This window comes from Pseudomonas sp. 300, from assembly GCF_055803035.1.
Genome location: NZ_JAVLRV010000002.1, coordinates 571,360 through 594,825 on the forward strand (window position 1 = coordinate 571,360; position 23,466 = coordinate 594,825).

The following is a 23,466-nucleotide window of genomic DNA, read 5'->3' on the forward strand; positions in this document are numbered from 1 at the left end:
TCCCTTTAAGCACCACGGAGCGTTGCGATGAGTCCTGCTGAACCGGTTACAGGGTTGATTCTTTCCGGCGGCGGGGCCCGGGCGGCCTATCAGGTTGGCGTGCTGGCGGCGATTGCCGAACTGCTGCCGCTGGGGGCAGACAATCCGTTTCCAGTGATCGTCGGCACTTCGGCCGGGGCGATCAATGCCGTCAGCCTCGCCAGCGGGGCGATGGATTTCCGTGGTGCGATCGAACGTCTGACAGCCTTTTGGCAGGGGTTCCGCAGTCATCTGGTGTTGCGCAGCGATTGGCCAGGGGTGATCCATCAAGCCAGCCGATTTGTCAGCCACAGTTTGCTGGGCATTGGCGCTCAAGTGCCGGTAGCCTTGCTCAACAGCTCGCCGTTGCGCGGGTTGCTCAACGACAAATTGCACATGACCGGGATCGCCGAAGCCATTGCGCAGAAGCAGTTGCAGGCCGTGGCGGTCACCGCGTTCGGTTACGAATCGGGTCAGGCGGTCACCTTCTATCAGGGCGGCGGCACCATTAATGCCTGGTTGCGCCATCGGCGAATTGGCGTTCCCACACAGTTGACCGTCGACCATTTGCTCGCCAGCTCAGCCATCCCATTGCTGTTTGCACCGGTAAAAATCGGCGAGGAATACTTCGGCGACGGCGCGGTTCGCCAATCGGCACCGATCAGCCCGGCACTGCACCTGGGCGCCAGCCGCGTGCTGGTGGTGGGCGTCAGCGGCAACCCGCGAGGGGTCGACCCGGAACAACCGCTGCAACGCGCGTACACCGGTCAGCAGCCGACGCTCGCGCAAATCGGCGGTCACATGCTCAACAGCACGTTCATTGACAGCCTGGAAAGCGACATCGAGTTGCTGCAGCGTTTGAATCAGTTCAGCCATCTGATGCCCGACGGCACCCCGACCCGTGCGCTCGGCGTAGCGCCGGTGGAGGTGCTGGTTATTTCGCCGAGCCAGCCGATCGATGAAATTGCTGCGCGGCATCGGCAGGAGTTGCCGGCGGCGCTGCGTCTGTTTTTGCGCGGTCCGGGGGCAACGAAGACGAGCGGGGCGGGGGTGTTGAGTTATCTGTTGTTCGAGGCGGGGTATTGCAGCGAGTTGATTGACCTGGGGCGACGCGATGCGTTGGCCAAGCGTGAGGAGCTTTGCCGGTTTCTTGGGTTGGTGCAGCCGGTGGTTTCGGCTTGAGGTCGGCGGTGCGGCTATCGCTAGCAGGCTAGCTCCCACAGTGGATCTTCAGTGCCACTCAGATCAACTGTGGGAGCTAGCCTGCTAGCGATGGCGCCCTTGCAGACGCCACTTGCAGCCGGATCAGAAGTGGAACTTCACCAGGAAGCTCGTAGTGCTCTGATTAGTCTTGAATGCACCGCTGTCTTCAATCCCGTACTTGTTTTTCCAGTAGTCATACTCCACACCCACATACAACTGCTTCTCGCCAAAATTCAGCGCTTTACCCAAGTCATATTTAACTTGCGGATTGAAGTGCAGGTTGGCGTGGTATTCGCCTTTTTTGTTGACGTCGTTATCGACCACCCAGTCCATGAAACCGTCGATCAGGATGTTCGAGTCCCCCACTGGAATGGTGTAGGACCAGACCGGGGTGATCTGCCAGACATTGTCCCCGGCGCGTGGGCCTTCGGTCTGACGGTTGTAGAAGTTCAGCTGGAAGTAATCGAAGCCCGGGATCGCCAGGTCGAAACCCGGACCGATCAGGTAGGACTCGGTATCGCCTTCACCAAACTCGTACGTCATGGCCAGCAACACGTCTTTGACCGGGCCGAATTCGATTTTCTGGTCGAGAACCTTGCCCAGGGAAATACGTGGGCTGAACTCACCGTAATAGGTGTTCGGGCCGACGTTGAAATCCTTTTCGCCGTTGTAGAAGATCTTGTCGACGAAGAAGAAGTTATCCCCATATTTCCAGCCGTCGGCGTGTTCGAAAGTCACGGTCTGCTGAATGCGCGGGTTGACCTGGAAGTCCTTGCCATACAGGTAGGTCAGGCTGTTGTTCTGCCATTGCAGCAAGTCGCCGGCCATGGCCTGGCCCCCGGCCAGCAATGATCCCGCCAGCATCAGGCTAGTGCACATACGTTTCATTCGGTTGCTCCCAAAAAGTAGGTGTTCCACGTTATTTTTTTAAGGTCGGCGCTCTGGTGTGGCGCCTTTTTCTGTCGCTGTAAAAAATCATCCAATCGGTCAGCTTTAGTGCTGTAAGCAAGAGCTGCGCCAAGGCGTTCAAAAAGCAAAAAAACTCCCGCTCGGCTGCTCGAAAACAGTCGATTGAGAGGGGGGGTGGAGTGCCTTGGTACCGTCCAGAGCCGGGATAAGTTGGCTTTCTGGTCAGGAATTAAATCCGGGCTTTTTTTTAAAGCGGATTCAGGCGGGCGCGGAGAATACTGACTCCAAGGCCCGTTCTCAAGTGCCCCGCAACAGCGCACCGATGGCAGGTTTGGGGCGCGGTTGCGGGTCATCTTAAAAGTGCACCTTCACCAGCAGGCTGGTGGTGCTTTCATGGGTGTCGAGGTTGGCGTTGTTTTCGACGCCGTACTTGTCTTTCCAGTAGCTGTACTCGACGCCGACATACACCTGTTTCTCCCGCCAGCCGAGGGTTTTGCCCAAGTCATATTTGATCTGCGGGTTGACATGCAGGTTGGCGTGATAGGTGCCGCGCGAGTTCTGGTCGTTATCCACGACCCAGTCGATGTAGCCGTCGATCAACAGGCTCGAATTGCCCAATGGCAGGGTGTAGGACCAGGCCGGTGTGATCTGCCAGACATCATCGCCGGGACGCGAGCCTTCAGTCTGGCGATAGTAGAAGTTCAAGGTGAAAAAGTTGAAGCCCGGTACGGCAAGGTCGAAGCCGGGTCCGATCAGATAGGCCTCGCTGTCGTCTTCGCCATTCTCATAGGTCATGGCCAGCAACACGTCCTTGATCGGGCCGAATTCGAAACGGCGGTCAAGGATTTTACCGAAGGAGAGGCGCGGGCTGAATTCGCCGTAATAGGCGTGAACGCCTTTGTTCCGGTCTTTCTCGCCGTTGTAGTAAGTGCTGTCGACGAACAGGAAGTTGTCGCCGTACTTCCAGCGGTCGGCGTGTTCGAAGGTGATCGTCTGCTGAATCGACGGATTGATCGCGAAATCCTTGCCGTACAAATAGCTGAGGCTGTTGGTCTGCCACAGCAATAAATCGCCGGCCATGGCCTGGCTTGCAGCCAGGAGACTGCTGCCCAACAGCAGGTTTGTTTGAGTCCGAATCATCTGTTGCTCCCTCTTGTTTTTATTTTCAAGGCGCAGGTGTCCCACCCCTGTAGGAGCCGGCTTGCTGGCGATGGTCGTTAACGAATACGCGTGTTATCTGGATAAACGCGGTGTTCTCGGGTTCATCGCGAGCAGGCTCGCTCCCACAGGGGGTTGTGCGTTTCTGTCTTAGTGGGCGTGGCAGTCGTTGATCGCGGCGCGTTCTTTGCCGCCGAGGATGTTGAACAGCAGGTTCAACGACAGCGCACTCAAGGTCGCCATCGCGATTCCACTGTGGGTAATCGGGCTCATCCACAACGGCAGGTGGGCGAAAAACTCCGGACGCACCACCGGAATCAATCCCATGCCGATGCTGACTGCCACCAGCAATTGGTTGCGACGGTCACCGATGTCGGCTTCCTGAAGAATCTTGATTCCGGTGGCGGCGACCATGCCGAACATCGCAATCGCTGCGCCGCCGAGCACGGCGGGCGGAATCGAGGCCACCAGGAATGCGGCTTTGGGCAGCAGGCTCAATACGATCAGCAACCCGCCGGCGACGATGGTCACCGAACGGCAACGCACGCCGGTCATCTGCACCAGGCCGATGTTCTGCGCGAACGAGGAGTGGGTGAAGGTGTTGAAGAAACCGGCGAAGAACGACGCGCCGGCATCGCACAGCAAGCCGCGACGCAGCATCCGCGGGCAGACGTCCTGGCCGGTGATTTTGCCCAGCGCGAGGAACATGCCCGTGGACTCGACGAAGATGATCACCACCACCAGGCACATCGACAGAATCGGTGCGAGTTCAAACTTCGGCATGCCGAAGTGCAGCGGGGTGACGATCTGCACCCAGGGCGCCTGAGCCATGCCGCTGAGGTCGACCATGCCGATCAGCCCGCAGATCACGTAGCCCAGGCACATGCCGATCAGCACGGAGATGTTGACCCAGAAACCGCGCATGAAGCGATGGACCAACAGGATGGTGGCCAGCACCAGCGCGGCGATGGCCAGGTAAATCGGTGAACCGAATTGCGCGGCGCCGGCACCACCGCCCGCCCAGTTGACGGCCACGGGGAACAGCGACAAACCGATTGAGGTGATGACCGTGCCGGTCACCAGCGGCGGGAAGAACCGGACGACTTTGGACATGAATGGCGCGATGAGCATGCCGAAGAACCCGGCGGCGATGGTCGCGCCGAAGATGCCCTGCAGACCGATGCCGGGCATGCCCGCCATGGCGACCATGCTGCCGACGGCGGCAAAACTGGCGCCCATCATCACCGGCATGCGGATGCCCATCGGGCCGATGCCCAGCGACTGGACGATGGTGGCGATGCCAGCCACCAGCAGGTCGGCGTTGATCAGGAAGGCGATTTCTTCACGACTCAGGCCTGCGGCCTGTCCGATGATCAGCGGCACCGCGATGGCTCCGCCGTACATCAGCAGAACGTGTTGCAGGCCAACCAGGATCAGTTGCAAAAGGGGCAAACGCTGAATGGCGGGTGCGTCGGGGATGCGCGCTTGGGATAGCTCGGACATGCAACACCTCGGATCTTTTTTATTCTTGTGATTTTGTGCATCAGGGGAGACCGCGTTGCGGCCAATCGACAGCAAGCCGGCTCCTACAGGTCATGCGAAACCCTGTGGGAGCTGGCTTGCCAGCGATGCTTTTAACGATTAATTGGTGGGGGCTCCCTGCACGATCCACGCACCGATCAGGTCACGTTCCTGCTGGGTCATCTGAGTGATGTTGCCCAGTGGCATGATCTGGCTGGTGACGGCTTGAGCCTGGATCCGCGCGGCGTTCTGGCGGATCTGCTCGGGGGTGTCGAACATCACGCCGGCCGGTGCTGCGCTGAACAGCGGGCTGGTCGGTTTGGCCGAGTGGCAGACCGAGCAACGTTCCTGGATCACGCTGTGCACCTTGTCGAAACTCGGGCCGGCGTTTGCCGCCTGGACCGGTGCTTCAGCAGGCTTGGCAGCAGCAGGTTTGGCGCCGCCGCCGACGGCGGTTTCCGGCAGTGGCTGGTACTCGATGGTGCCCGGTGTCTTGGCCACTTCTGGTGCGCTCGGCATTTGCGCCGGGCCGGTCACGTAAGCCAGGCAGATCATGCCAACAGCCGCGACAGGCAGAGTCCAGGCAAACTTGTGGCTGTCATGACGGGTGTTGAAGTAGTGACGCACCAACACCGCCAGCACCGCGATCCCGGCCAGGATCAGCCAGTTGTATTGGCTGCCGTAGGTGCTCGGGAAGTGGTTGCTGATCATGATGAACAGCACCGGCAAGGTGAAGTAGTTGTTGTGACGCGAACGCAGCAAGCCTTTAGCCGGCAGCGCCGGATCGGGCGTGCGGTTCTCGGCAATCGCTGCCACCAGTGCACGTTGCGCCGGCATGATGATGCGGAACACGTTGCCGACCATGATGGTGCCGATGATCGCGCCGACGTGCAGGTACGCACCACGACCGCTGAACACTTTGCTGAAGCCATAGGCGGCGCCGATGATCAGCACGAACAGGATGAAGCCGAGCAGGGCAGGGCGTTTGCCCAGCGCCGAGTCGCAAAGGAAGGAGTAGACGAACCAGCCGACGAACAACGAGGCAATGCCCAGGGCAACCCCTTCAGGGCCGGTCAGGCTGCTGCCCGGTGCCAGCAGGTACAGCGTCGGGTTGGAGTAGAACACCACGCACAGCAGCGCGATCCCCGACATCCAGGTGAAGTAGGCTTCCCACTTGAACCAGTGCAGGTTGTCCGGCATGGTTGGTGGGGCCAGTTTGTATTTTTCCAGGTGGTAGATACCGCCGCCGTGGATCGCCCACAAATCACCGGCCAGACCGCTTTTCGGGTTGACCCGATTGAGGTTGTTTTCCAGCCAGACGAAGTAGAACGACGCACCGATCCAGGCCACGCCAGTAATCATGTGAACCCAGCGCACGCTCAGGTTCAGCCATTCCAACAGATGTGCTTCCACAGTCTTTACCTCTCGCCCGTCACTTTGTTGTCAAGTGATCGGACCTTCTCTTATTGGTGGGGGGCGAGGATCAAACGCTCATCCTCTTTGAAAAAATGCTCATCGCAGTTGTTGCCTGTGCCACTGCGATCAACCACCAGGAAGTCATCCCGCTTTTCGATCGTCAGCACCGGATGGTGCCAAACGCCGCGATGGTAATTAATGCCCTGCCTGCCGTTGGTGACGAAGGCGCGGACCAAGCCTGATACAGGTTCATCGCCAAGTGGCGCGACCACGATCAGAAAGGGGTTGCCGAGCAGCGGAATAAAAGCCTGGCTGCCCAGCGGGTGACGCTCCAGCATGCTGACGGTCAGCGGCATGTCCTGCGCGTCCGCGCGGAAGATGCTGATGATCGCCTTGTCCTCTGACGTGGCGGTTTCCACCGTCGCCAGTTTGTGAAAGCGCATGGTCGAACCGTTGTTGATCATGAAGTGATCGCTGCCGTCGGTTTCGATCACGTCACCGAAAGGGGCGAAGGCTTCTTTGGTCAGCGGTTCAATCGTCAGTGTGCGCATGCTGTTTTTATCCGAATTCTGTGTTGTTGGTTCTGTTGCTATCGCCAGCAGGCTGGCTCCCACAGGGGAACGCATTCCAAATGTGGGAGCCAGCCTGCTGGCGATGGGTTTGCGCTTATTTAGCAACCTTGCCCAATACGCGCAGGCGACTCACACCACCATCCGGGAACACGTTCAGGCGGATGTGGGTGATCGGTCCCAGTGCCTTGATCTGCTCGGCGAAGGTGTGTTCGGCGTGCATTTCCAGTTTCTGCGCCGGCAGCAGTTCGCGCCAGAACAGCGATTGGGTTTCGATCTGGCTGTCGGTGCCGCCCTTCACGAACGCGCCCTGGATCGAGCAAGTGTCCGGGTAGTTGCCCTTGAAGTGCAGGGTGTCGACGATGACTTTCTCGATCTCGCCGGCATGACCCAGCGCGACGATCACCCAGTCATTGCCCGGGGTACGACGACGTGCGGTTTCCCAACCGTCGCCCATGTTGATGCCACGACCCGGGTTGAGGATGTTGCTCATGCGGCCGAAGTGTTCGTCGGAGCAGGCGAGGGCGCGGCCACCGTTGAGGGCTGCGGCCAGGTCGACCTGTTCGTTGTCACCGACAGCGGACCAGTCGCGGAACGGAATACCGTACACACGCAGACGGGCCACGCCGCCATCCGGGTAGATGTTGAAGCGCAAGTGGCTGAACGACTGCTCGTTGTTGATTTCGTGGTAGTGGTGGCTGTTGCCTTGCAGCTCGACGGCCGACAGCACTTCAGTCCACTGAGTGTTGTCGTCCGGCTCGCCCGAAGCGAGGAAGCAGGCTTCCAGCGAAGCCGACGGCGGGAAGTTGCCGGTGAAGAATGAAGTGTCGATGTCCACGCCTTTGATCGAGCCCGGTACGCCCAGGCGGATCACGGCGCTGTCGTAGCCTTCGAAGCGCTTGCGGCGCGACTCCCAGCCGTCCATCCACTTGCCGTTGTCATCGAACACGCCCTCCTTCCACACAGCCGGGGTCGGTTGGAACAGACGGTTGGCATCAGCGAACCAGTCATCGGTGACCGAGATGATTTTCGTGCCCAGGCGGGCGTCGGCCAGGTTGACGAACTTCTCGAAAGGTACGGCGTAAGCTTTCATTCTTCTTGTCTGCCTTTAATAAGTTGGCTTGGGATGCTCGCAGGGCCCTGGGTACTCTTCGCGTTTTAAAGCACTCGGGCCAGGCTCGCTATAGGGTCAGTAAACGGAACAGGGCGATCTTGTTGATCTCTGCCAGCGCGCACTTGAACTCGGTATCCGCCGAGTTGTGAATGCGCGTTTCGAACGCCGCGAGGATCTGATGCCGGTTGCTGCCTTTTACCGCCATGATGAAGGGAAACTTGAACTTGGCTTTGTAGGCGTCGTTCAGCTCGGTGAAGCGAGAAAACTCTTCGGCCGTGCATTGGTGAATACCGGCGCCAGCCTGTTCATTGGTGCTGGCTTCGGTAAGCTGGCCCTGGACGGCGGCTTTGCCGGCCAGGTCCGGGTGAGCGTTGATCAATGCCAATTGACTGGCGTGATCGGCGCTCAACAGGATATCGCTCATGCGTTGGTGCAGGGTTTCGATCTGGTCGATCGAAGCGTCCTGGCCCAGATCGAAGGCCTTCTGGGCCACCCATGGCGAATGTTCGTAAATGTCAGCGAAAGCGGCGACGAACGCGTCGCGGCTCAGGGTCGAGGGCTTCAGGGTTTGAAAGGTGCTCATTGGGCAGCCCCTTGGTACGGGTGGGTTTCGTGCCAGTGGCGAGCGATGTCGACGCGGCGGCTGAACCACACCTGTTCATGACTTTTAGCGTATTCGATAAAGCGCTTGAGCGAGGCCAGTCGGGCTGGACGGCCGATCAGGCGGCAGTGCAGACCGATCGAGAGCATTTTCGGTGCTTCGGCGCCCTCGGCGTACAGCACGTCGAACGCGTCTTTCAGGTATTCGAAGAAGTCGTCGCCCTTGTTGAACCCCTGGACCTGGGTGAAGCGCATGTCGTTGGTGTCCAGGGTATACGGGATCACCAAGTGCGGCTTGCCGGTCGGGTTGTTCGGTTCCCAGTAGGGCAGGTCGTCGTCGTAGGTGTCGCAGTCGTAGAGGAAACCGCCTTCTTCCATCACTAATCGACGAGTGTTCGGTCCGGTGCGGCCGGTGTACCAGCCCAGCGGACGCTCGCCGGTGATTTCGGTGAGGATGCGGATCGCTTCGAGCATGTGCTCGCGTTCCTGCGCTTCGTCCATGTACTGATAGTCGATCCAGCGATAACCGTGGCTGCAGATTTCGTGACCGGCATCGACCATCGCGCGGATCACATCCGGGTGGCGCTGGGCGGCCATGGCCACGGCGAAGATGGTCAGCGGAATGTCGAATTCCTTGAACAGCTTCAGAACCCGCCAGACGCCGGCACGGCTGCCATACTCGTAAAGGGATTCCATGCTCATGTTGCGCGCGCCTTGCAGCGGCTGCGCCGAAACCATTTCCGAAAGGAAGGCTTCGGATTCTTTATCGCCGTGCAGGATGTTGCGCTCGCCGCCTTCTTCGTAATTGAGCACGAAGGACAGCGCGATGCGGGCATTGCCGGGCCAGTGTGGGTGAGGAGGGTTACTGCCGTAACCGATCAGGTCGCGTGGGTAGTCAGCGCTCACTGCAGTCTTCCTTCTTATTCGTGTTGACAGGTTGTGTGGCGGCCTGGCGATCAGATGACAGGCTGGCGTCACAGCGATGGGCTGATTGTATACAACTTTATATCCACTTTGTAAGCCTGAATTTTCGCATTTTTCATCAGGTGTCATCTTTGCGTGATACTGCAAGAAACCTGCCCAGTTGGTCAGCTAAGGGATGGAAGGTCCGCTGCTTGTATGGTTTAGCTTCAGATTGACGGCGAATCCTTGAATGGCGGTGCTGGCTGCAAAAATGTCGTTTTTATTGTGTACAATTTTTTTGAAAAGTGTCTTAATCAGTCGCTCGCCGCAGCTTTTCGTGCTCCGAATCGGTGCGGTCTCCTTTCAACTGACTTCGGGAGGCGCGAGGTCTGACTGCTCCACGCAGCAGGCGCGCAGAATCAATGGGACGTTTGACTACACACGTTTTGGACGCTGCACACGGTTGCCCGGGCAGCTCGATCAAGGTCGAGTTGTACCGCGTTGAAGGCTCGCAACTGGAATTGGTCGCCAGTGCAATCACCAACAGCGACGGGCGTGTCGATGCACCGCTGCTGCAAGGCGATGACTATCGCTCCGGGGTCTACCAGGTGCAGTTTCATGCGGGCGACTACTACCGCGCCCGTGGCGTACAGCTGCCGGAACCTGCGTTCCTGGATGTGGTGGTGCTGCGGTTTGGCATCTCTGCGGAACAGGATCACTACCACGTGCCGTTGCTGATTTCGCCTTATAGCTATTCCACGTACCGCGGCAGCTGATCCCCCAAGCAGCTGCCTCCTCCGAGAAGCGACTGCGCATATAGCTTCTTTGGTCTTTCGCCCGCTCACACTGCGGGCTTTTTTTCGTCTGGAGAAATGTGGCGTCCGTGCACACGTAATCGCTAGCAGGCCAGCTCCCACATTGGATTTGCGGCGTTCACAAATCTCCTGTGGGAGCTAGCCTGCTAGCGATGCTTTTAGCGGCTCAACAGCGACGCTGCACCCGCCCCACTGAACAACCCCGCACTCACCCGGTTAAACCAGCTCTGCCCCTTGCCACTGCGCAAGTACCGCGCTGCACCATGCGCGCCCAGCCCATAAGCCAGTTTGCACAGCAGATCCAGCACGGTCCACGTGGCGATCATCACCAGCAACTGCGGCAGGAACGGTTGCCCGGCGCTCAAGAACTGCGGCAGGAAAGCGGCGAAGAACAAGATGTCTTTCGGATTGCTCGCACCCAGCACAAATGCGCGTCCGAACAGGGCGCGAAAGCGCGGCACCGGCGCAGCCTGTGGCACTTCGGCGCCGACCGATGGCTGACGCGATTGCTGCCAGCTCTGCCAGGCGAGGTAGAACAGGTACAGCGCACCGACGATTTTCAATGCACTGAACAGCTGTTCCGAAGCCAGCAACAAGGCACCCAGACCCAGCGCAGAAGCGCTGAGCAAGCAGATAGATGCAATCACGCCCCCCAGAAACGCCGGGTAAGAACGACGCAAACCATAATTCAGACTGTTGCTGATCATCAGCAAAGACAGGGGCCCCGGGATCAGGATCACCACCAGCGCAGCGCCGCTGAACAGCAGCCAGGTTTCCAGACTCATCACTTTCCTCCATTTGCACAAAAGCCTCACCCGACGGGGTGAGGCTGTTTTCAAGCGAGTACCTGTGTTTACAAGAAGATGAACTTGGCGATGAAAATCGCGCAGAGCACCCACAGGCTCACGGAAATTTCCTTGTATTTACCGGTGCCGGCTTTCAACGCCACATAGGTGATGAAGCCCAGCGCAATACCGTCGGCGACCGAGAAGGTCAGCGGCATCATGATCGCGGTGACGATCGCCGGAATGCTGTCGGTCGCTTCGTCCCATTCGATGTGCGCCATGCCGCCCATCATCAGCATCGCCACGTAAATCAGTGCACCGGCGGTGGCGTAAGCGGGAATCATGCCGGCCAGCGGTGCGAAAAACATGGCTGCAATAAATAGCACACCTACGGTCACTGCGGTAAGACCAGTCCGACCACCAGCCGCTACGCCAGCGGCACTTTCCACATAGCTTGTTACGGGAGGAACACCGACCACGGCCCCGAATACGCTGGACGCGCTGTCGGCTTTCATTGCGCGGGAAAGGTTTTCGATACGACCGTCCGCGTTCACCAGGTTGGCGCGCTGGGCGACGCCCATCAACGTGCCGGCGGTGTCGAACATGTGCACGAAGAGGAAGGCCAGCACTACGCTGATCATACTGACGTTGAACACGCCGGCGACGTTCATCGCCATCCAGGTCGGTGCCAGGCTTGGCGGGGCCGACATGATGCCCTCGTAGTGCACCAGTCCCAGGCCCCAACCCGCCAGCGTTACGGTAATGATGCTGATGAGAATCGCACCGAACACCTTGTGGTAGCTGAGCACGGCAATCATCAGGAAGCAGATGGCGGCGAGCAGCGGGCCGGGCTCGCGCAGGGAGCCGAGCTTGATCAGCGTCGCCGGGCTATCGACGACAATGCCGGCGGTTTTCAAGCCGATCAAGCCGAGGAACAGACCGACCCCCGCGCCCATCGCAAAGCGCAGGCTCACCGGAATGCTATTGAGCAGCCATTCGCGGATCTTGGAAAAGGTCAGGATCATGAACAATACGCCGGAGACAAACACCGCACCGAGGGCGGTTTCCCAGTTGTAGCCCATGGTGCCGACCACGGTGTAGGTGAAGAAGGCGTTGAGACCCATGCCCGGCGCGAGGCCGACCGGCCAGTTGGCGTACAAGCCCATCAACAGGCAACCCAGCGCAGCGGCGATGCAGGTCGCAACGAATGCCGCGCCGTGATCGATCCCGGCGTCGGCCATGATGTTGGGGTTGACGAAGATGATGTAAGCCATGGTGATGAAGGTTGTCAGACCGGCAATCAGCTCGGTCTTCACCGTGGTGCCATGCAAGCTGAGTTTGAAGATGCGCTCCAGCCAGCCATTGCGTAACGGCGGCGAGAGTTCGAGCGTCGGGGCTTCGGATTTGCGGCTTTCCACAGCGAGTACTCCTCAAGAGTTTTATTGTTATTTCCAGGGCCGGACCCATGAGGGTGGCAGCGGCCCTTTGAGGCATTCGCGAATTTGTTGATCTCTTGGTCAGGAACTCGCACGCAGTGGATTATGCTTTTGTATACAAATAATGCAAATAATGTTTTTGATTTTGTAGACGAAAAATTTGGCGATAGAGATATATCGCCTTCGAGGCCCCCATCGCCAGCAGGCTGGCTCCCACAGGTTTTGTGCACGGCACCGGTCACTGTGGGAGCCAGCCTGCTGGCGATGGGGACAGAACAGTCAATCAACAACAGTCCGGCTTTTCCCAAGAGCCAGATTCACCGCCAACCACCCATTCACCGCCACCTCCCCAGCCTCGGCAAACACCCGCTCCAGCAATTTCACCTGTTCACGCCGCAATGACTGTTCAAACCGCGCACCGTCCACGGTCAGTTCCAGCAGCCGTTTACGCTTGTCAGTCTCGGACGCAACGCTGTTCACCAGATGCATTTCCACCAACTGGCGCAGCGGAATGTTCAGTGCCTGCTTGCTCACACCGAGCAATGTCAGCAACTCCTTGACGCTCAGGTTCGGGTAACGGGCGATGAAAAACACGATGCGTTGATGCACCCGGCTCAAGCCGCGACGCTCGAGCATTTCGTCGGCCTTGGCGGTAAACGCTTGGTAGCCGAAGAAGAACGCTTCCATGGCCTGCTGTTGGGAGGCGGGATTTTTAAGGTCAAGCATGTTGACGTATCCGTTCGGGTTGTCGTAATTTCGGTCAACCAGTTTGACTCATTTTCCTCAGGCCTCGCTACCGGTGACCCCATGGCTTTTTCCGAACGTGTCTCGCGCCTTAAAAGTTCTCTGATCCGTGAAATCCTTGCTGCGGCCCAACGGCCGGAAGTGATGTCGTTCGCCGGCGGCCTGCCGGCCGAAGCCATGTTGCCAAAAGTCGAATGGGCCGGCATGCCGCTGTCCATGGGGCAATACGGCATGAGCGAAGGCGAGCCAGCGCTGCGTGAAGCGTTGGCGGCGCAGGCGCGGGCATTGGGTGTGCCGTGTGAGGCGAGCCAGGTGCTGGTAGTCAGCGGTTCCCAGCAAACCCTCGATCTGGCAGCGAAGCTCTACCTCGACAAAGGCACCGAAATCCTGCTCGAAGCGCCGACGTACCTGGCGGCGTTGCAGATCTTTCAGCTATTCGGTGCCGATTGCATCACCGTGCCATTGGAGGCCGATGGGCCGGATCTGCATGAGCTACGCACGCGTCTGGAAAAACACAAACCTGCGTTCATCTACCTCATCCCGACGTTCCAGAATCCATCGGCCGTGCGCTACAGCGAGGCCAAGCGCGATGCGGTCGCCGCGTTGCTGGATGAGTTCGGCGTCACCCTGATCGAAGACGAACCCTACCGTGAACTGACATTCGACGGCGGCAGCGCGACGCCGATTGTCAGTCGCTTGAAAAAAGCCAGTTGGATCTACACCGGCACCGTGTCGAAAACCCTGTTGCCGGGTTTGCGAGTCGGTTACCTGATTGCCAGTCCGGACCTGTTTCCGCACTTGCTGAAGCTCAAGCAATCCGCCGACTTGCACACCAATCGCGTTGGCCAGTGGCAGGCGCTGCAATGGATCGGCACCGAGAAATTCCAGCAACACCTGAGTGAGTTGCGGGATTTTTACCGGGTGCGGCGGGATGCGTTTCAGTCGGCGCTGGAAACCCATTTCTCTGATCTGGCCGATTGGAACGTGCCGCAGGGCGGGTTGTTTTTCTGGCTGACATTGAAGCAACCGCTGGATACGCGCACGTTGCTCAAGGCTGCGCTCGCGGCGGATGTGGCGTTCATGCCGGGTGAGCCGTTTTTTCCGGAGCCGGACAATCATCATGGGCATTTGCGGCTGAACTTCAGCCACATCGATCCGGCGCGGTTGGATGAAGGGCTCAAGCGGTTGGCGGCGGTGGTGCGTCAGGCGCAGGCGGCGAAAGCGGCTTGAGGGGAGGGTAGAAACAAATAAACCGGCTCGAGGGCCGGTTTATTTGGTCTGGGTTTTGTGGTGTCCGAAAGGACGCCGCCAAAACCTCAGGCCGCAGCAAATCGCTTATCCAGATAATCAATGATCACCTTGGATTCATACATCCAGGTGGTCTGGCCATTCTCTTCAATTCGCAGGCACGGCACCTTGATCTTACCGCCTTGCTCCAGCAGCACCTGACGATCCTGCTCATTGTTCTTTGCATCACGCAACGCCACCGGCACATTCAGGCGGCGCAAGGTGCGGCGGGTTTTCACGCAGAACGGGCAGGCGTGGAACTGATACAGGGTCAGGCTTTTGGCGGCCGTTTCGATCTGGGCCTGAGCAGCAGCGGGGCGCTGCTTTTTGCCGGGACGGGTGATGAAGTCGATGAAAATGATCAGTTGGCCGAGGCCGACACGAAGCGCTTTTACGAACACGGAATAAGTCTCACAGGGCGAACGGAAGGCGCGCAGCTTACCTGATTTTCACAGGCGAAAAAAAACCGGCGATGAATGCCGGTTTTCTTTGTGCTACGAATTACTTGATCAGGCTGAGAAACTCGCTGCGGGTAGCCGCGTTTTCGCGGAACTCACCCAGCATCACCGAGGTGATCATCGACGAATTCTGCTTCTCGACACCGCGCATCATCATGCACATGTGCTTGGCCTCGATCACCACCGCAACGCCTAGGGCGCCGGTGACCTGCTGGACCGCATCAGCGATCTGGCGGCTGAGGTTTTCCTGGATCTGCAGGCGGCGGGCGTACATATCGACGATCCGCGCGACTTTCGACAAGCCCAGCACTTTGCCGCTCGGAATGTAGGCGACATGGGCCTTGCCGATAAACGGCAACAAGTGGTGTTCGCACAACGAGTACAGCTCGATGTCTTTCACCAGCACCATTTCGCTGTTGTCGGAGCTGAACAAGGCACCGTTGGTGACTTCTTCGAGTGTCTGTTCGTAACCGCGGCAGAGGTACTGCATGGCTTTGGCGGCACGCTTTGGCGTGTCGAGCAGGCCCTCGCGGGACACGTCCTCGCCCAATTGGCCGAGAATCGCGGTGTAATTCTGTTCCAGTGTCACAGGGGCTGATTCCATAAGGGTTTCAGAGCGGTACTGTTTATTTCCGTACCAATTGTGCGCCAATCAAGCTTATTTCAAGCGTCCCGAACTCACACCTGTCGGTGCCGGAATTTATCCTTCGGGCGTAGGTCGATAGCAATGTCTGAACGCCATGACCGAGCTGAGTGGCAATAAACGCGGGGTTCATACCCGACATGAGGCACATGGTAGCGTATGTGTGCCGGCAGTTGTATTGCCGGTGGGCACGAATCCCCAAATCGGTCAGTACGACCTGAAAGTGCTTGCCGACAATCCTCGATAGCACCTATCGCGAAATCCTCAGAACATCAGCCTGTATTAGGAGAAGAGCGCCAGTCTGGAGGGGCAAGAGGTATTAACAATTTATTTGTTGCAGCCGATAGCCTGTCATTCAATCGAAATGTCTCAATGACCAGCGGGAATGTATGCAGAACGATTTTCTCTCAAGCCCCCGCTCCCCGATCGATCGCTCAAGCGTGGCACTGGCGCGCGCCTCTCTGTTCAAGTTTGTGGGCCTCCTGGCAGGTGTTTTTTTACTGGCCGGCTATTCACTTGTTTATCTTGCGCATGATTTAGACCGGGCAGAGGAAGTCGAAAGTGCCTTTTATGCGAAGAAGGCCATGGAGTCGCTGGAGAAGTCTCTTCGATCGACCGTCAAGGACTACGCGTTTTGGGGGGACACTTACAAGCATCTGCATGTTGAGGTAGACCCCGACTGGGCCTATGTAAGGCAAAACATGGGAACAACGCTTTACACGGACTTCGGGATTGCGGGTGTGTTTGTCGTCAACGACGTCAATCGCACGGTTTACGCTGTGATCAACGGTGAGCTGAAATCCGTTGAAGTTACTGAATGGCTCAAACAGTCCATTACCGCGATTCTTGATAAAGCCCGCGCAGGAGCGGAAACAGAAGCGCCAACAACAACCTTCGTCGATTTTGGAGGCGTCCCTGCGTTGGTCGCGGCAGCCGCAATCACGCCGGGAACCGACCCGACCGTAGTGGCTGATGACAGAGCGCCCTCGGTATTGGTTTTCGTTGACGTTCTTGACCGCGCCAAACTCGAAATGATTGGCAAGGACTACGGGGTAGCCGGTCTGCACGTCGCCACTTCCGACGAGGGTGGAACCTCCATTCTTCCATTGGGCGAGAACGGTAATGCAGGCCGTTTGCATTGGAGTCCGTCCACGCCCGGTCTGCGGTTATTGGGGCTCGGGTTGCCATTGATCGGCGTTGCTGCACTTTTGGTTTGCCTGATGACCTGGGTCATCTTGCGTCGCACCACTGCTGGCGCGCGGCTACTTGACTGCAGTTATGCGTCGTTGCAAAGCAGTCAGGCCGCGCTCGCCACCAGTGAAGCGCGCTTTCGCGATGTCGTTGAAGCCAGCTCGGACTGGGTATGGGAAATAGGCGCTGACTGGCGCTTCATCTATTTGTCCGAACGCTTCGAGGGTGTTACAGGGCTCTTTAGGGACACTTGGATTGGTGCACGGATGGATGATTTGCTGCACACCGAATTAGGCACGTTATCTCAGTGGCTGAGCATTCCAAATCGTCGCCCGGACATCAGCGTCCAGTGCCGCTACATCGATACGAAGGGGCAGGAGCGAATCACCCGTCTATCTGCGCGAGGAATGACCGGGGGCGGGTTTCGAGGCACTGCAACCGATGTCACCGAAGAAGTCGAAGCTCGTCGCAAAATTGAATTTCTCTCACAGCATGATGCCCTCACGGGGCTGCCGAATAGAAGCCGACTCCAAGAGTTTCTCGACGGAAAGCTCAAGGCTTTACCTACCGTAGAACAACCTCTGGTCATGCTCAGCCTGGACCTTGATCGCTTTAAACCGGTGAATGATCTGTTGGGGCATGCGGCAGGAGACCTGGTACTCAATGAAGTGTCCAGCCGTCTGGCTGACTGCGTTCGCCATGGGGATCTTGTCGCCCGAATCGGCGGTGATGAGTTTGTACTGATCCTCACCGATCTGAGCTCCCAAGAGGAAGTCGAGGTGCTGTGCCGACGTCTGATCGATTCCGTTGAGCGGCCTATTGAGATCGATGAGCAGGAGGTATTCGTCAGCGCCAGTATTGGTATCGCAATGGCGCCCAATGATGCTTGCGAAGCTACCGAGCTGCTTCGCTATGCGGATATTGCCTTGTACGAGGCCAAGGCAGGGGGGCGTAATACCTGGCGTTTTTATGCGGGCGACATGAACGCCAAAATAATTGAGCGCCGTCGTTTGGAAAGCGACCTGCGTTTCGCGATCAAGCACGGAGAGCTGCGACTGCATTTCCAACCACGCTATCGCATCGCTGATGGTCATATGGTGGGGGCCGAAGCATTGGTACGGTGGCAACACCCGGAGCGTGGATTGATACCGCCCGACACGTTTATCTCCATCGCTGAAGAAAGCGGGCTGATTCTTTCGTTGAGCAACTGGGTGCTAGAGACCGCCTGCAGGTACGCCGCTCGGTGGCCGGAAAGTCTGTTCGTTTCAGTTAACCTTTCACCTACCGAATTCAAGCAAGGAAATTTGGCAGCGCGCGTTCAGAAAACACTTCACGACTGTGGCATCGATCCGGCTCGAGTAGAGCTGGAGGTAACAGAGGGTGTCATGCTCGAAGATGCTGCAGGCGCTCTTGAGGTCATGCACTCGCTGAAACGCCTCGGCGTGCGTATCTCCATGGACGACTTCGGTACGGGATACTCTTCGCTGAGCTACCTGCGCACATTCCCTTTCGATGGCCTGAAAATTGACCGCAGTTTTTTGAACCGGCTGGCGGATAGCGAAGATGACAAGGCCATCATCCAGGCTATCGTCGGCTTGGGCCACGCCCTTGCACTCACCGTCACGGCAGAAGGCATTGAATCGGTGGAACACCTCAAAATGCTGAAAGCGGTGTCGTGCGATGAAGGTCAGGGTTATTTCCTGAGCCGGCCGCTTGATACTGAAGCGTTCAATGCTTTGGTGGGGCTTAAAGCAGCAACGGCCACTAAAAGCGACGCCTGAGGCTACTTGCTGTTAGGGGGCGACAAGCTTGATATTTTACTCGTCGCGACCCTCCATCATGGTGCGTTTGAGCATCACATAAACCGCTCCCGCGCCGCCATGTTTCGCCTGGCACGAGGTGAAACCAAGTACCTGTGAATGCTGGCGCAGCCAGGTGTTGACGTGGCTTTTGATCATTGGCCGCTTGCCGTCCAGCCGTACGGCTTTGCCGTGGGTGACGCGCACGCAGCGAATTTCGAATTTGGTCGCTTCCGCCAGGAACGCCCAGAGGGTTTCCCGGGCCTTTTCCACGCTCATGCCGTGCAGGTCGAGGCTGCCTTCGAAGGGGATCTGGCCGATCTTGAGCTTGCGCATCTGGCTTTCCTGCACGCCGTCACGCGCCCACATCAACTCGTCTTCCGGGCCGACATCGATCACGAACTGATCGGACAGGCCATCAACGGTGGTGGCATCGGTGCGCACGGTGGCGGCCTGACGCAGTTTGGCGATTTGCGCGCGGTCAGCCTTGGGTTTGCCGGTTTCGGCGCGGTCGTGCTTGATCGGCTTGACGCCTTGGATCGCGCTTTTGAACAGGGAAAAATCGTCGTCTTGCATATCAGCCTCCGCGAAGGGCGGCCAGTTTACCCAAGTCGAGACACGATCGATAACAATTGGGGCCCGGCAAAACGTCAGGCCTTCAATTCAGTCGTGTTTTTTCATCAGATGCGGGGACATGTTCAGTTCGCGCGACTGGCGTGCACGGCGACGGCAACGACGCCACAGCCATACGCCCAGGTAGAGCAGAAACAGGCCGACCGCCAGAATGATTGCCGAGCCCAGCGGGCTGGCATTCAGTTCGCCGAGCGCCGGAGGGCGGCCCAGCAGACTGGCGGCGCCGGCCATCGCCAGCAACACACCGCACGTTGCCAGCAAGGCAGCGAAGGCTGCGCCGAATCGAAAACGCCAGTTGCTTTGGCCTTTGGGCCGCAAGCGGCGTGCGTCAAAACCATCGGATAACTTCATTCCGACCTTCCTCAATGGGTATCGGCCCTTCGACCGGGAGTTGACCGGGATGTTCCTGAGGCTATGACATTTACAGCTAATGAGAGGCTTTTGCGGATGAGCGGCGCCATGAACCGCTCATCAAGCGTCGATCAGATCAGATCATGGGTCAGGGCGAGCGTGGCGAAGTTGTCCGCCATGATCGCCATTTCGGTCTGTTGAACGTGGTCGGCGCTCAACACACCACCCTTGTAGGGCAAATCGCGCGTTGCACAGGCGTCTTCAACGAGGGTGCACCGAAAGCCCAGGTTTTTCGCGGCGCGCACGGTGGTGCTGACGCTGGAATGACTCATGAAACCGCAGACGATCAGGTCCAAAGAGCCGAGATTCTGCAGGCGCTCAAGCAGTTCGGTACCGTGAAACGCACTCGGCAGCAATTTACCGATGATGGTTTCGTCGCTCTGTGGTTCCAGACCCGGGATGAATTCACCGCGTTCGCCTTGCGGGTCGAACAGCCCGCCGACGGTGCCGAGGTGACGCACATGGACGATGGGCCGACCGGCTGCGCGGGCAGCGCTCACCAGTTGCTTGATGTTCGCGACGGCAGCCTCCATGCCGACCAGGGCCAGGGGGCCGCTGAGGTATTCCTTCTGGGCATCGATGATGACAAGGGTCGCATGGCTCAGATTGGCGGCGGCATAACCGCGGCCGCTGAGTTGAAACATCGTTTTTGGAACGGACATTCTGGGGCTCCTTCGGGTGGGGCTTTTGCGACATTGTCCTCTGGCTGAGCGCTTCTGTGAATCGCTACCATCGTAAGCGCCGTCGTTACTGGCTCGCAGCCTTGTCAAGATCTTCGTTTTGTTCAATAGCCAGCGATAAAAATGGATCTGTCCTACATCGGGGGCGGTGTTTTTCCTGCGTCGTCGTGGCGCGTTTTGGCTGTTAGAATCGCCAGTCGTTTTTTTTGGAGTTTACCCCGTGATCACTTCCCGACTTCGTACCCTGCGTGACCATATCCGTTGGGCCGTCAGCCGCTTCCATGGGGAGGATCTGTTTTTCGGCCATGGGACCGACAACGCCTGGGACGAAGCCCGTCAATTGGTGTTGGGTGCCTTGCACTTGCCGTGGGAAATTGCGGACAGCTACCTCGACTGCAATCTGGAAGACGATGAGCTGGTCAAGTTGCAGCGTTTGCTCAAGCGGCGCATCGAAGAGCGCATTCCGACCGCTTACCTGTTGGGTGAAGCGTGGTTCTGCGGCATGTTGTTCATTGTCGATGAACGTGTATTGATCCCGCGTTCACCGATCGGCGAGCTGATCGAAAAGCATTTCGAGCCCTGGCTGGGCGCCGAGCCTGCGCGGATTCTAGACCTGTGCACCGGTTCCGGTTGCATCGGCATCGCCTGCGCCTATGAGTTCCAGAACGCCGAAGTGGTGCTGGCGGATCTGTCGTTCGAAGCGCTGGAGGTGGCCAACCAGAATATCGAGCGTCATGGCGTCGATGAGCGGGTTTACACCGTGCAGGGCGATGGTTTCGATGGCTTGCCGGGTCAGCGTTTCGACCTGATCGTGTCGAACCCGCCTTACGTCGATGCGGAAGATTTCGCCGACATGCCACAGGAATATCAGCATGAACCCGAGCTGGGCCTGGCCTGTGGCGACGATGGCTTGAACCTGGTACGACGGATGCTCGCCGAAGCGGCGGATCATTTGACCGAGAAGGGTTTGCTGATTGTCGAAGTGGGCAACAGCCAGGTTCACGTTGACGCGTTGTACCCGGAAGTTGACTTCGCCTGGCTCGATTTCGAGCGCGGCGGGCATGGGGTATTCATGTTGACGGCGGAGCAGTGCCGCGAGCATCAGGCGCTGTTTGCTTCCCGCGTCTGACTTTAGAAAGCCTTCGCGGGCAAGCCACGCTCCCACAGGTTTTATGTGTGCCGCATCATTGAGGTACGGCGCAAAACCTGTGGGAGCGGGCTTGCCCGCGATGGTCGCGCCGCGGTCTCAGATCTTTACCGGTGCGTCGCAATCCAGATCAACAACCCCGCCTGAAACACCGCAAACGCCACAAGACACGTGATGGTAAAACGCAGCCCTGCGTCTTCACGCTTGTACTTGCTGACCTTTTCTTCGTGCTTCTTCAGTTTCACTTCCTGCTCGGCCAGGTTCTGCTCGGCCTGTTGCAGCATCTGCGCAGCCTCGAGAATTTCCACCTGCTGCAGCTTCTCGGTGTTCCAGTCCGCCAACAAATCGCCGACTTGAACCTCTTTGACGCTGCCCTTCAAATGCTGGGCATCGGCATACACCACTTCAAACCCATGCGCCTTCAGAAAGTGATCGCGGCGCAGGCGTGTGTCTTCGTTCAGCGCGTCCTTGTTGTTCAGGTCGGTGCCGTCGACGGTGTAGCCGGGCCAGCGCTTTTTCGCCCAGGTAATGCCTTGGGCTGCCATGTAGCGCCCGATGCCACGGTTCATCGGTTCGATCTGCAAACCGCTGTCAGGCCCGAAACGCACACGTTTGGTGGCGTGATCGACCCACACATCAAGATGATTCTGTTCCTTGCGCACGCGCTGGCCGGGCAAGGAGATCGTCATGCGCAACAGGCTGTGTTTCTTGTCGTTGCGTTCGGCGTAACCGAATTCGACAAAGCGCAGTGGCCGTCCGCCAGTGTTGCGGTCAGTCTGCAACGGCGCCAGGCGGAGCATCTTATGGTGCTCGACGTGGACGTCCGCCCACGGCAGCTCGACCACTGGCGGTGCGTCTTTTTCAGCGGTGGTGTCGGGTGAAGTCGGGGTATCAGTCATAACGGCGAGATCCTGTCCAAGCTCAGCTTGCCGCCAGTCATAACGCTGGCGACAAAGGCTTATCGGCCGTTTTTTTCAGGACTGGAGGGCAAAAGAGCTTAACTGGGGCGAAGTCCGTCAATAAATCCGAGTATTCGCGTGCCCAGCTCGGCTGCCAGCGGCAATTGCGGATCTTTATAAGAGGCCAATTGCCGTTTGACGTCGTTGGGCACGATGCGCATGACGTGGTTCATGCCTTCGATCAGCGCCAGTTCGGCGTCGGGTTTGGCGGCTTGCAGCAACCTGGCGTCGCCGACACCGACCTGGATGTCGTTGCTGCCCTGAATGATCAGCGCCGGCATCTTCAATTTGCCGAACGCGGCCGCCGGGTCCTGGCGGAACAGCGAAATCAGGTACGGCTGCACGCTCGGGCGGAATATCACCTGAAGTTGCGGCGGCACGTTGTCATCGGTTTTCCCGGCCTTGAGGCTGTCGAGCAGTTCATTGCTGCGCAGCATCAACGGCGGTGGCAGGCGATTGCTCAACTGTTGGCGCAGGACCTGATCGATCGGCCGGGCGCTGCCAGACATGGAAATCACTGCCGTGGCATCGACGCTCGGCGCCGCGAGGCTGGCGATCAACGCGCCTTCGCTGTGGCCCAGCAGAATCAGTTGCCCGAAACGCGGATCGCTTTTGAGCTTGCGGCCCCACGCTTCGGCGTCGGCCACATAGGCCTCTACCGACAGATTGCGTTCGTCCGGGGTCGCCGCGAGGCTCGCCGCCACGCCGCGTTTGTCGTAACGCACGCTGGCGATGTTGTGTTTGGCCAGCACCCAGGCGAGGCGCTTGAGACTGTCGTTGCGTCCACCGTCGGGGTTATTGCCGTCACGGTCCGTAGGACCGGAGCCGGAAATGATCAGGACAACCGGCACGGGTTTGTCGGATTTCGGCAGCAACAACGAGCCGAAAAGCTCCCCGGTGCCGGTATCCAGTGTGATCGGACGTTGCAGGACGGTGGCCTGTACAAAGCCGGTAAACAAGGTAAGGCTCAAGGCTAAAACTCGCAGCATCATCACGCCATCATGAACAAGATGCCGGTTGGACTCGCGGGCACCCATAAGGTTCGAGGATGAACTAGTTGGGTAGCC

The 23,466-nt window shown here is 58.5% G+C and carries 24 protein-coding genes; 5 read left to right on the forward strand and 19 right to left on the reverse strand.

The genetic code is table 11. The features are described 5' to 3' along the window. Positions 1-27 precede the first annotated feature (27 nt). Positions 28-1,200: a patatin-like phospholipase family protein gene (locus Q7W83_RS08850; protein WP_150631080.1), complete on the forward strand. Its 1,173-nt coding sequence runs from the start codon at positions 28-30 to the stop codon at positions 1,198-1,200. Positions 1,201-1,323: 123 nt separating this feature from the next. Here the strand turns inward: Q7W83_RS08850 and Q7W83_RS08855 are convergent, their stop codons facing one another. The 9 genes from Q7W83_RS08855 to puuE all read right to left on the reverse strand — a co-directional run bounded on the left by Q7W83_RS08855 (position 1,324) and on the right by puuE (position 9,414). After that, a complete protein-coding gene (locus Q7W83_RS08855) occupies positions 1,324-2,109 on the reverse strand; it encodes an outer membrane protein OmpK (RefSeq protein WP_150631081.1) in 786 nt (261 codons plus the stop codon). Further along, positions 2,106-2,483, reverse strand: a complete 378-nt coding sequence (locus tag Q7W83_RS08860; protein WP_150638750.1) for a hypothetical protein — start codon at positions 2,481-2,483, stop codon at positions 2,106-2,108. The genes Q7W83_RS08855 and Q7W83_RS08860 overlap by 4 nt, the downstream gene beginning before the upstream one ends. 1 nt (position 2,484) lies before the next feature. Next, complete coding sequence (locus tag Q7W83_RS08865) at positions 2,485-3,270, reverse strand: outer membrane protein OmpK (RefSeq protein WP_150638748.1); 786 nt, start codon at positions 3,268-3,270, stop codon at positions 2,485-2,487. A gap of 168 nt (positions 3,271-3,438) precedes the next feature. Next, the gene (locus Q7W83_RS08870; protein ID WP_150631083.1) at positions 3,439-4,791 is read right to left on the reverse strand and encodes a nucleobase:cation symporter-2 family protein; all 1,353 of its coding nucleotides are present in this window, start codon (positions 4,789-4,791) and stop codon (positions 3,439-3,441) included. Positions 4,792-4,929: 138 nt separating this feature from the next. Continuing rightward, on the reverse strand, positions 4,930-6,222 hold the full coding sequence (locus tag Q7W83_RS08875) for a urate hydroxylase PuuD (RefSeq protein ID WP_150638744.1): 1,293 nt from the start codon (positions 6,220-6,222) through the stop codon (positions 4,930-4,932). Between the two features lie 50 nt (positions 6,223-6,272). Continuing rightward, a complete protein-coding gene (locus tag Q7W83_RS08880; RefSeq protein WP_150631146.1) occupies positions 6,273-6,776 on the reverse strand; it encodes an ureidoglycolate lyase in 504 nt (167 codons plus the stop codon). 115 nt (positions 6,777-6,891) lie between these two features. Next, the gene (gene alc / locus Q7W83_RS08885) at positions 6,892-7,887 is read right to left on the reverse strand and encodes an allantoicase (RefSeq protein ID WP_150638742.1); all 996 of its coding nucleotides are present in this window, start codon (positions 7,885-7,887) and stop codon (positions 6,892-6,894) included. An 88-nt stretch (positions 7,888-7,975) separates the two neighbouring features. Beyond that, the gene (gene uraD, locus Q7W83_RS08890) at positions 7,976-8,491 is read right to left on the reverse strand and encodes a 2-oxo-4-hydroxy-4-carboxy-5-ureidoimidazoline decarboxylase (protein WP_150631086.1); all 516 of its coding nucleotides are present in this window, start codon (positions 8,489-8,491) and stop codon (positions 7,976-7,978) included. After that, on the reverse strand, positions 8,488-9,414 hold the full coding sequence (puuE, locus tag Q7W83_RS08895; protein ID WP_150631087.1) for an allantoinase PuuE: 927 nt from the start codon (positions 9,412-9,414) through the stop codon (positions 8,488-8,490). Before puuE ends, uraD begins: the two co-directional genes overlap by 4 nt. A 419-nt stretch (positions 9,415-9,833) precedes the next feature. Between puuE and uraH the strand changes: the two genes are divergently transcribed. Next, positions 9,834-10,187, forward strand: a complete 354-nt coding sequence (uraH, locus tag Q7W83_RS08900) for a hydroxyisourate hydrolase (RefSeq protein WP_010456673.1) — start codon at positions 9,834-9,836, stop codon at positions 10,185-10,187. A gap of 197 nt (positions 10,188-10,384) precedes the next feature. Here the strand turns inward: uraH and Q7W83_RS08905 are convergent, their stop codons facing one another. The 3 genes from Q7W83_RS08905 to Q7W83_RS08915 all read right to left on the reverse strand — a co-directional run bounded on the left by Q7W83_RS08905 (position 10,385) and on the right by Q7W83_RS08915 (position 13,173). Next, complete coding sequence (locus Q7W83_RS08905) at positions 10,385-11,011, reverse strand: LysE family translocator (RefSeq protein ID WP_008031463.1); 627 nt, start codon at positions 11,009-11,011, stop codon at positions 10,385-10,387. A gap of 68 nt (positions 11,012-11,079) precedes the next feature. Further along, positions 11,080-12,429, reverse strand: a complete 1,350-nt coding sequence (locus tag Q7W83_RS08910) for an NCS2 family permease (protein ID WP_017339770.1) — start codon at positions 12,427-12,429, stop codon at positions 11,080-11,082. Between the two features lie 297 nt (positions 12,430-12,726). Next, complete coding sequence (locus Q7W83_RS08915; RefSeq protein ID WP_150631089.1) at positions 12,727-13,173, reverse strand: MarR family winged helix-turn-helix transcriptional regulator; 447 nt, start codon at positions 13,171-13,173, stop codon at positions 12,727-12,729. Positions 13,174-13,254: 81 nt separating this feature from the next. Between Q7W83_RS08915 and Q7W83_RS08920 the strand changes: the two genes are divergently transcribed. Further along, the gene (locus Q7W83_RS08920) at positions 13,255-14,421 is read left to right on the forward strand and encodes an aminotransferase-like domain-containing protein (RefSeq protein WP_150631090.1); all 1,167 of its coding nucleotides are present in this window, start codon (positions 13,255-13,257) and stop codon (positions 14,419-14,421) included. An 86-nt stretch (positions 14,422-14,507) separates the two neighbouring features. Here the strand turns inward: Q7W83_RS08920 and Q7W83_RS08925 are convergent, their stop codons facing one another. Next, the gene (locus Q7W83_RS08925; protein WP_150631091.1) at positions 14,508-14,879 is read right to left on the reverse strand and encodes a glutathione S-transferase N-terminal domain-containing protein; all 372 of its coding nucleotides are present in this window, start codon (positions 14,877-14,879) and stop codon (positions 14,508-14,510) included. A 100-nt stretch (positions 14,880-14,979) separates the two neighbouring features. Next, positions 14,980-15,525: a GTP cyclohydrolase I FolE gene (gene folE / locus Q7W83_RS08930; protein ID WP_010456659.1), complete on the reverse strand. Its 546-nt coding sequence runs from the start codon at positions 15,523-15,525 to the stop codon at positions 14,980-14,982. Between the two features lie 443 nt (positions 15,526-15,968). Here folE and Q7W83_RS08935 point away from each other — a divergent pair, with 443 nt between their 5' ends. Next, positions 15,969-18,551, forward strand: a complete 2,583-nt coding sequence (locus tag Q7W83_RS08935) for a bifunctional diguanylate cyclase/phosphodiesterase (protein ID WP_150638734.1) — start codon at positions 15,969-15,971, stop codon at positions 18,549-18,551. Between the two features lie 36 nt (positions 18,552-18,587). On the opposite strand, the gene Q7W83_RS08940 is transcribed toward Q7W83_RS08935, so the two are convergent. The 3 genes from Q7W83_RS08940 to Q7W83_RS08950 form a co-directional block, all read right to left on the reverse strand. Next, positions 18,588-19,145: a Smr/MutS family protein gene (locus Q7W83_RS08940; protein WP_008146127.1), complete on the reverse strand. Its 558-nt coding sequence runs from the start codon at positions 19,143-19,145 to the stop codon at positions 18,588-18,590. An 87-nt stretch (positions 19,146-19,232) separates the two neighbouring features. Next, positions 19,233-19,553 carry a hypothetical protein gene (locus Q7W83_RS08945; RefSeq protein WP_017339763.1) on the reverse strand — a complete coding sequence of 107 codons (321 nt, stop codon included), beginning with the start codon at positions 19,551-19,553 and terminating at the stop codon, positions 19,233-19,235. A 131-nt stretch (positions 19,554-19,684) separates the two neighbouring features. Continuing rightward, positions 19,685-20,275 (reverse strand): cysteine hydrolase family protein, encoded by a 591-nt coding sequence (locus tag Q7W83_RS08950; protein WP_150631093.1) that lies wholly within the window; start codon positions 20,273-20,275, stop codon positions 19,685-19,687. Positions 20,276-20,513: 238 nt separating this feature from the next. On the opposite strand from Q7W83_RS08950, the gene prmB reads away from it, so the two are divergent. Next, positions 20,514-21,422: a 50S ribosomal protein L3 N(5)-glutamine methyltransferase gene (prmB, locus tag Q7W83_RS08955; RefSeq protein ID WP_458377654.1), complete on the forward strand. Its 909-nt coding sequence runs from the start codon at positions 20,514-20,516 to the stop codon at positions 21,420-21,422. A gap of 125 nt (positions 21,423-21,547) precedes the next feature. On the opposite strand, the gene Q7W83_RS08960 is transcribed toward prmB, so the two are convergent. Next, on the reverse strand, positions 21,548-22,339 hold the full coding sequence (locus tag Q7W83_RS08960) for a hypothetical protein (RefSeq protein WP_150638720.1): 792 nt from the start codon (positions 22,337-22,339) through the stop codon (positions 21,548-21,550). 98 nt (positions 22,340-22,437) lie between these two features. After that, positions 22,438-23,436, reverse strand: coding sequence for an alpha/beta hydrolase (locus tag Q7W83_RS08965; RefSeq protein WP_150631096.1), 999 nt, complete (start codon positions 23,434-23,436; stop codon positions 22,438-22,440). Between the last annotated feature and the right edge of the window lie 30 nt (positions 23,437-23,466).

Excerpts from the sequence above, each read along its gene's own strand:
- Q7W83_RS08865 (WP_150638748.1), bottom strand. The coding sequence starts at position 3,270 with ATGATTCGGACTCAAACAAACCTGCTGTTGGGCAGCAGTCTCCTGGCT.
- Q7W83_RS08860 (WP_150638750.1), bottom strand. The coding sequence starts at position 2,483 with ATGACCCGCAACCGCGCCCCAAACCTGCCATCGGTGCGCTGTTGCGGG.
- Q7W83_RS08965 (WP_150631096.1), bottom strand. The coding sequence starts at position 23,436 with ATGGGTGCCCGCGAGTCCAACCGGCATCTTGTTCATGATGGCGTGATG.
- Q7W83_RS08880 (WP_150631146.1), bottom strand. The coding sequence starts at position 6,776 with ATGCGCACACTGACGATTGAACCGCTGACCAAAGAAGCCTTCGCCCCT.
- Q7W83_RS08915 (WP_150631089.1), bottom strand. The coding sequence starts at position 13,173 with ATGCTTGACCTTAAAAATCCCGCCTCCCAACAGCAGGCCATGGAAGCG.
- Q7W83_RS08850 (WP_150631080.1), top strand. The coding sequence starts at position 28 with ATGAGTCCTGCTGAACCGGTTACAGGGTTGATTCTTTCCGGCGGCGGG.
- Q7W83_RS08935 (WP_150638734.1), top strand. The coding sequence starts at position 15,969 with ATGCAGAACGATTTTCTCTCAAGCCCCCGCTCCCCGATCGATCGCTCA.
- Q7W83_RS08920 (WP_150631090.1), top strand. The coding sequence starts at position 13,255 with ATGGCTTTTTCCGAACGTGTCTCGCGCCTTAAAAGTTCTCTGATCCGT.
- Q7W83_RS08960 (WP_150638720.1), bottom strand. The coding sequence starts at position 22,339 with ATGACTGATACCCCGACTTCACCCGACACCACCGCTGAAAAAGACGCA.
- alc (WP_150638742.1), bottom strand. The coding sequence starts at position 7,887 with ATGAAAGCTTACGCCGTACCTTTCGAGAAGTTCGTCAACCTGGCCGAC.
- Q7W83_RS08940 (WP_008146127.1), bottom strand. The coding sequence starts at position 19,145 with ATGCAAGACGACGATTTTTCCCTGTTCAAAAGCGCGATCCAAGGCGTC.
- Q7W83_RS08855 (WP_150631081.1), bottom strand. The coding sequence starts at position 2,109 with ATGAAACGTATGTGCACTAGCCTGATGCTGGCGGGATCATTGCTGGCC.
- Q7W83_RS08950 (WP_150631093.1), bottom strand. The coding sequence starts at position 20,275 with ATGTCCGTTCCAAAAACGATGTTTCAACTCAGCGGCCGCGGTTATGCC.
- Q7W83_RS08870 (WP_150631083.1), bottom strand. The coding sequence starts at position 4,791 with ATGTCCGAGCTATCCCAAGCGCGCATCCCCGACGCACCCGCCATTCAG.
- Q7W83_RS08905 (WP_008031463.1), bottom strand. The coding sequence starts at position 11,011 with ATGAGTCTGGAAACCTGGCTGCTGTTCAGCGGCGCTGCGCTGGTGGTG.
- uraD (WP_150631086.1), bottom strand. The coding sequence starts at position 8,491 with ATGAGCACCTTTCAAACCCTGAAGCCCTCGACCCTGAGCCGCGACGCG.
- Q7W83_RS08945 (WP_017339763.1), bottom strand. The coding sequence starts at position 19,553 with ATGAAGTTATCCGATGGTTTTGACGCACGCCGCTTGCGGCCCAAAGGC.
- uraH (WP_010456673.1), top strand. The coding sequence starts at position 9,834 with ATGGGACGTTTGACTACACACGTTTTGGACGCTGCACACGGTTGCCCG.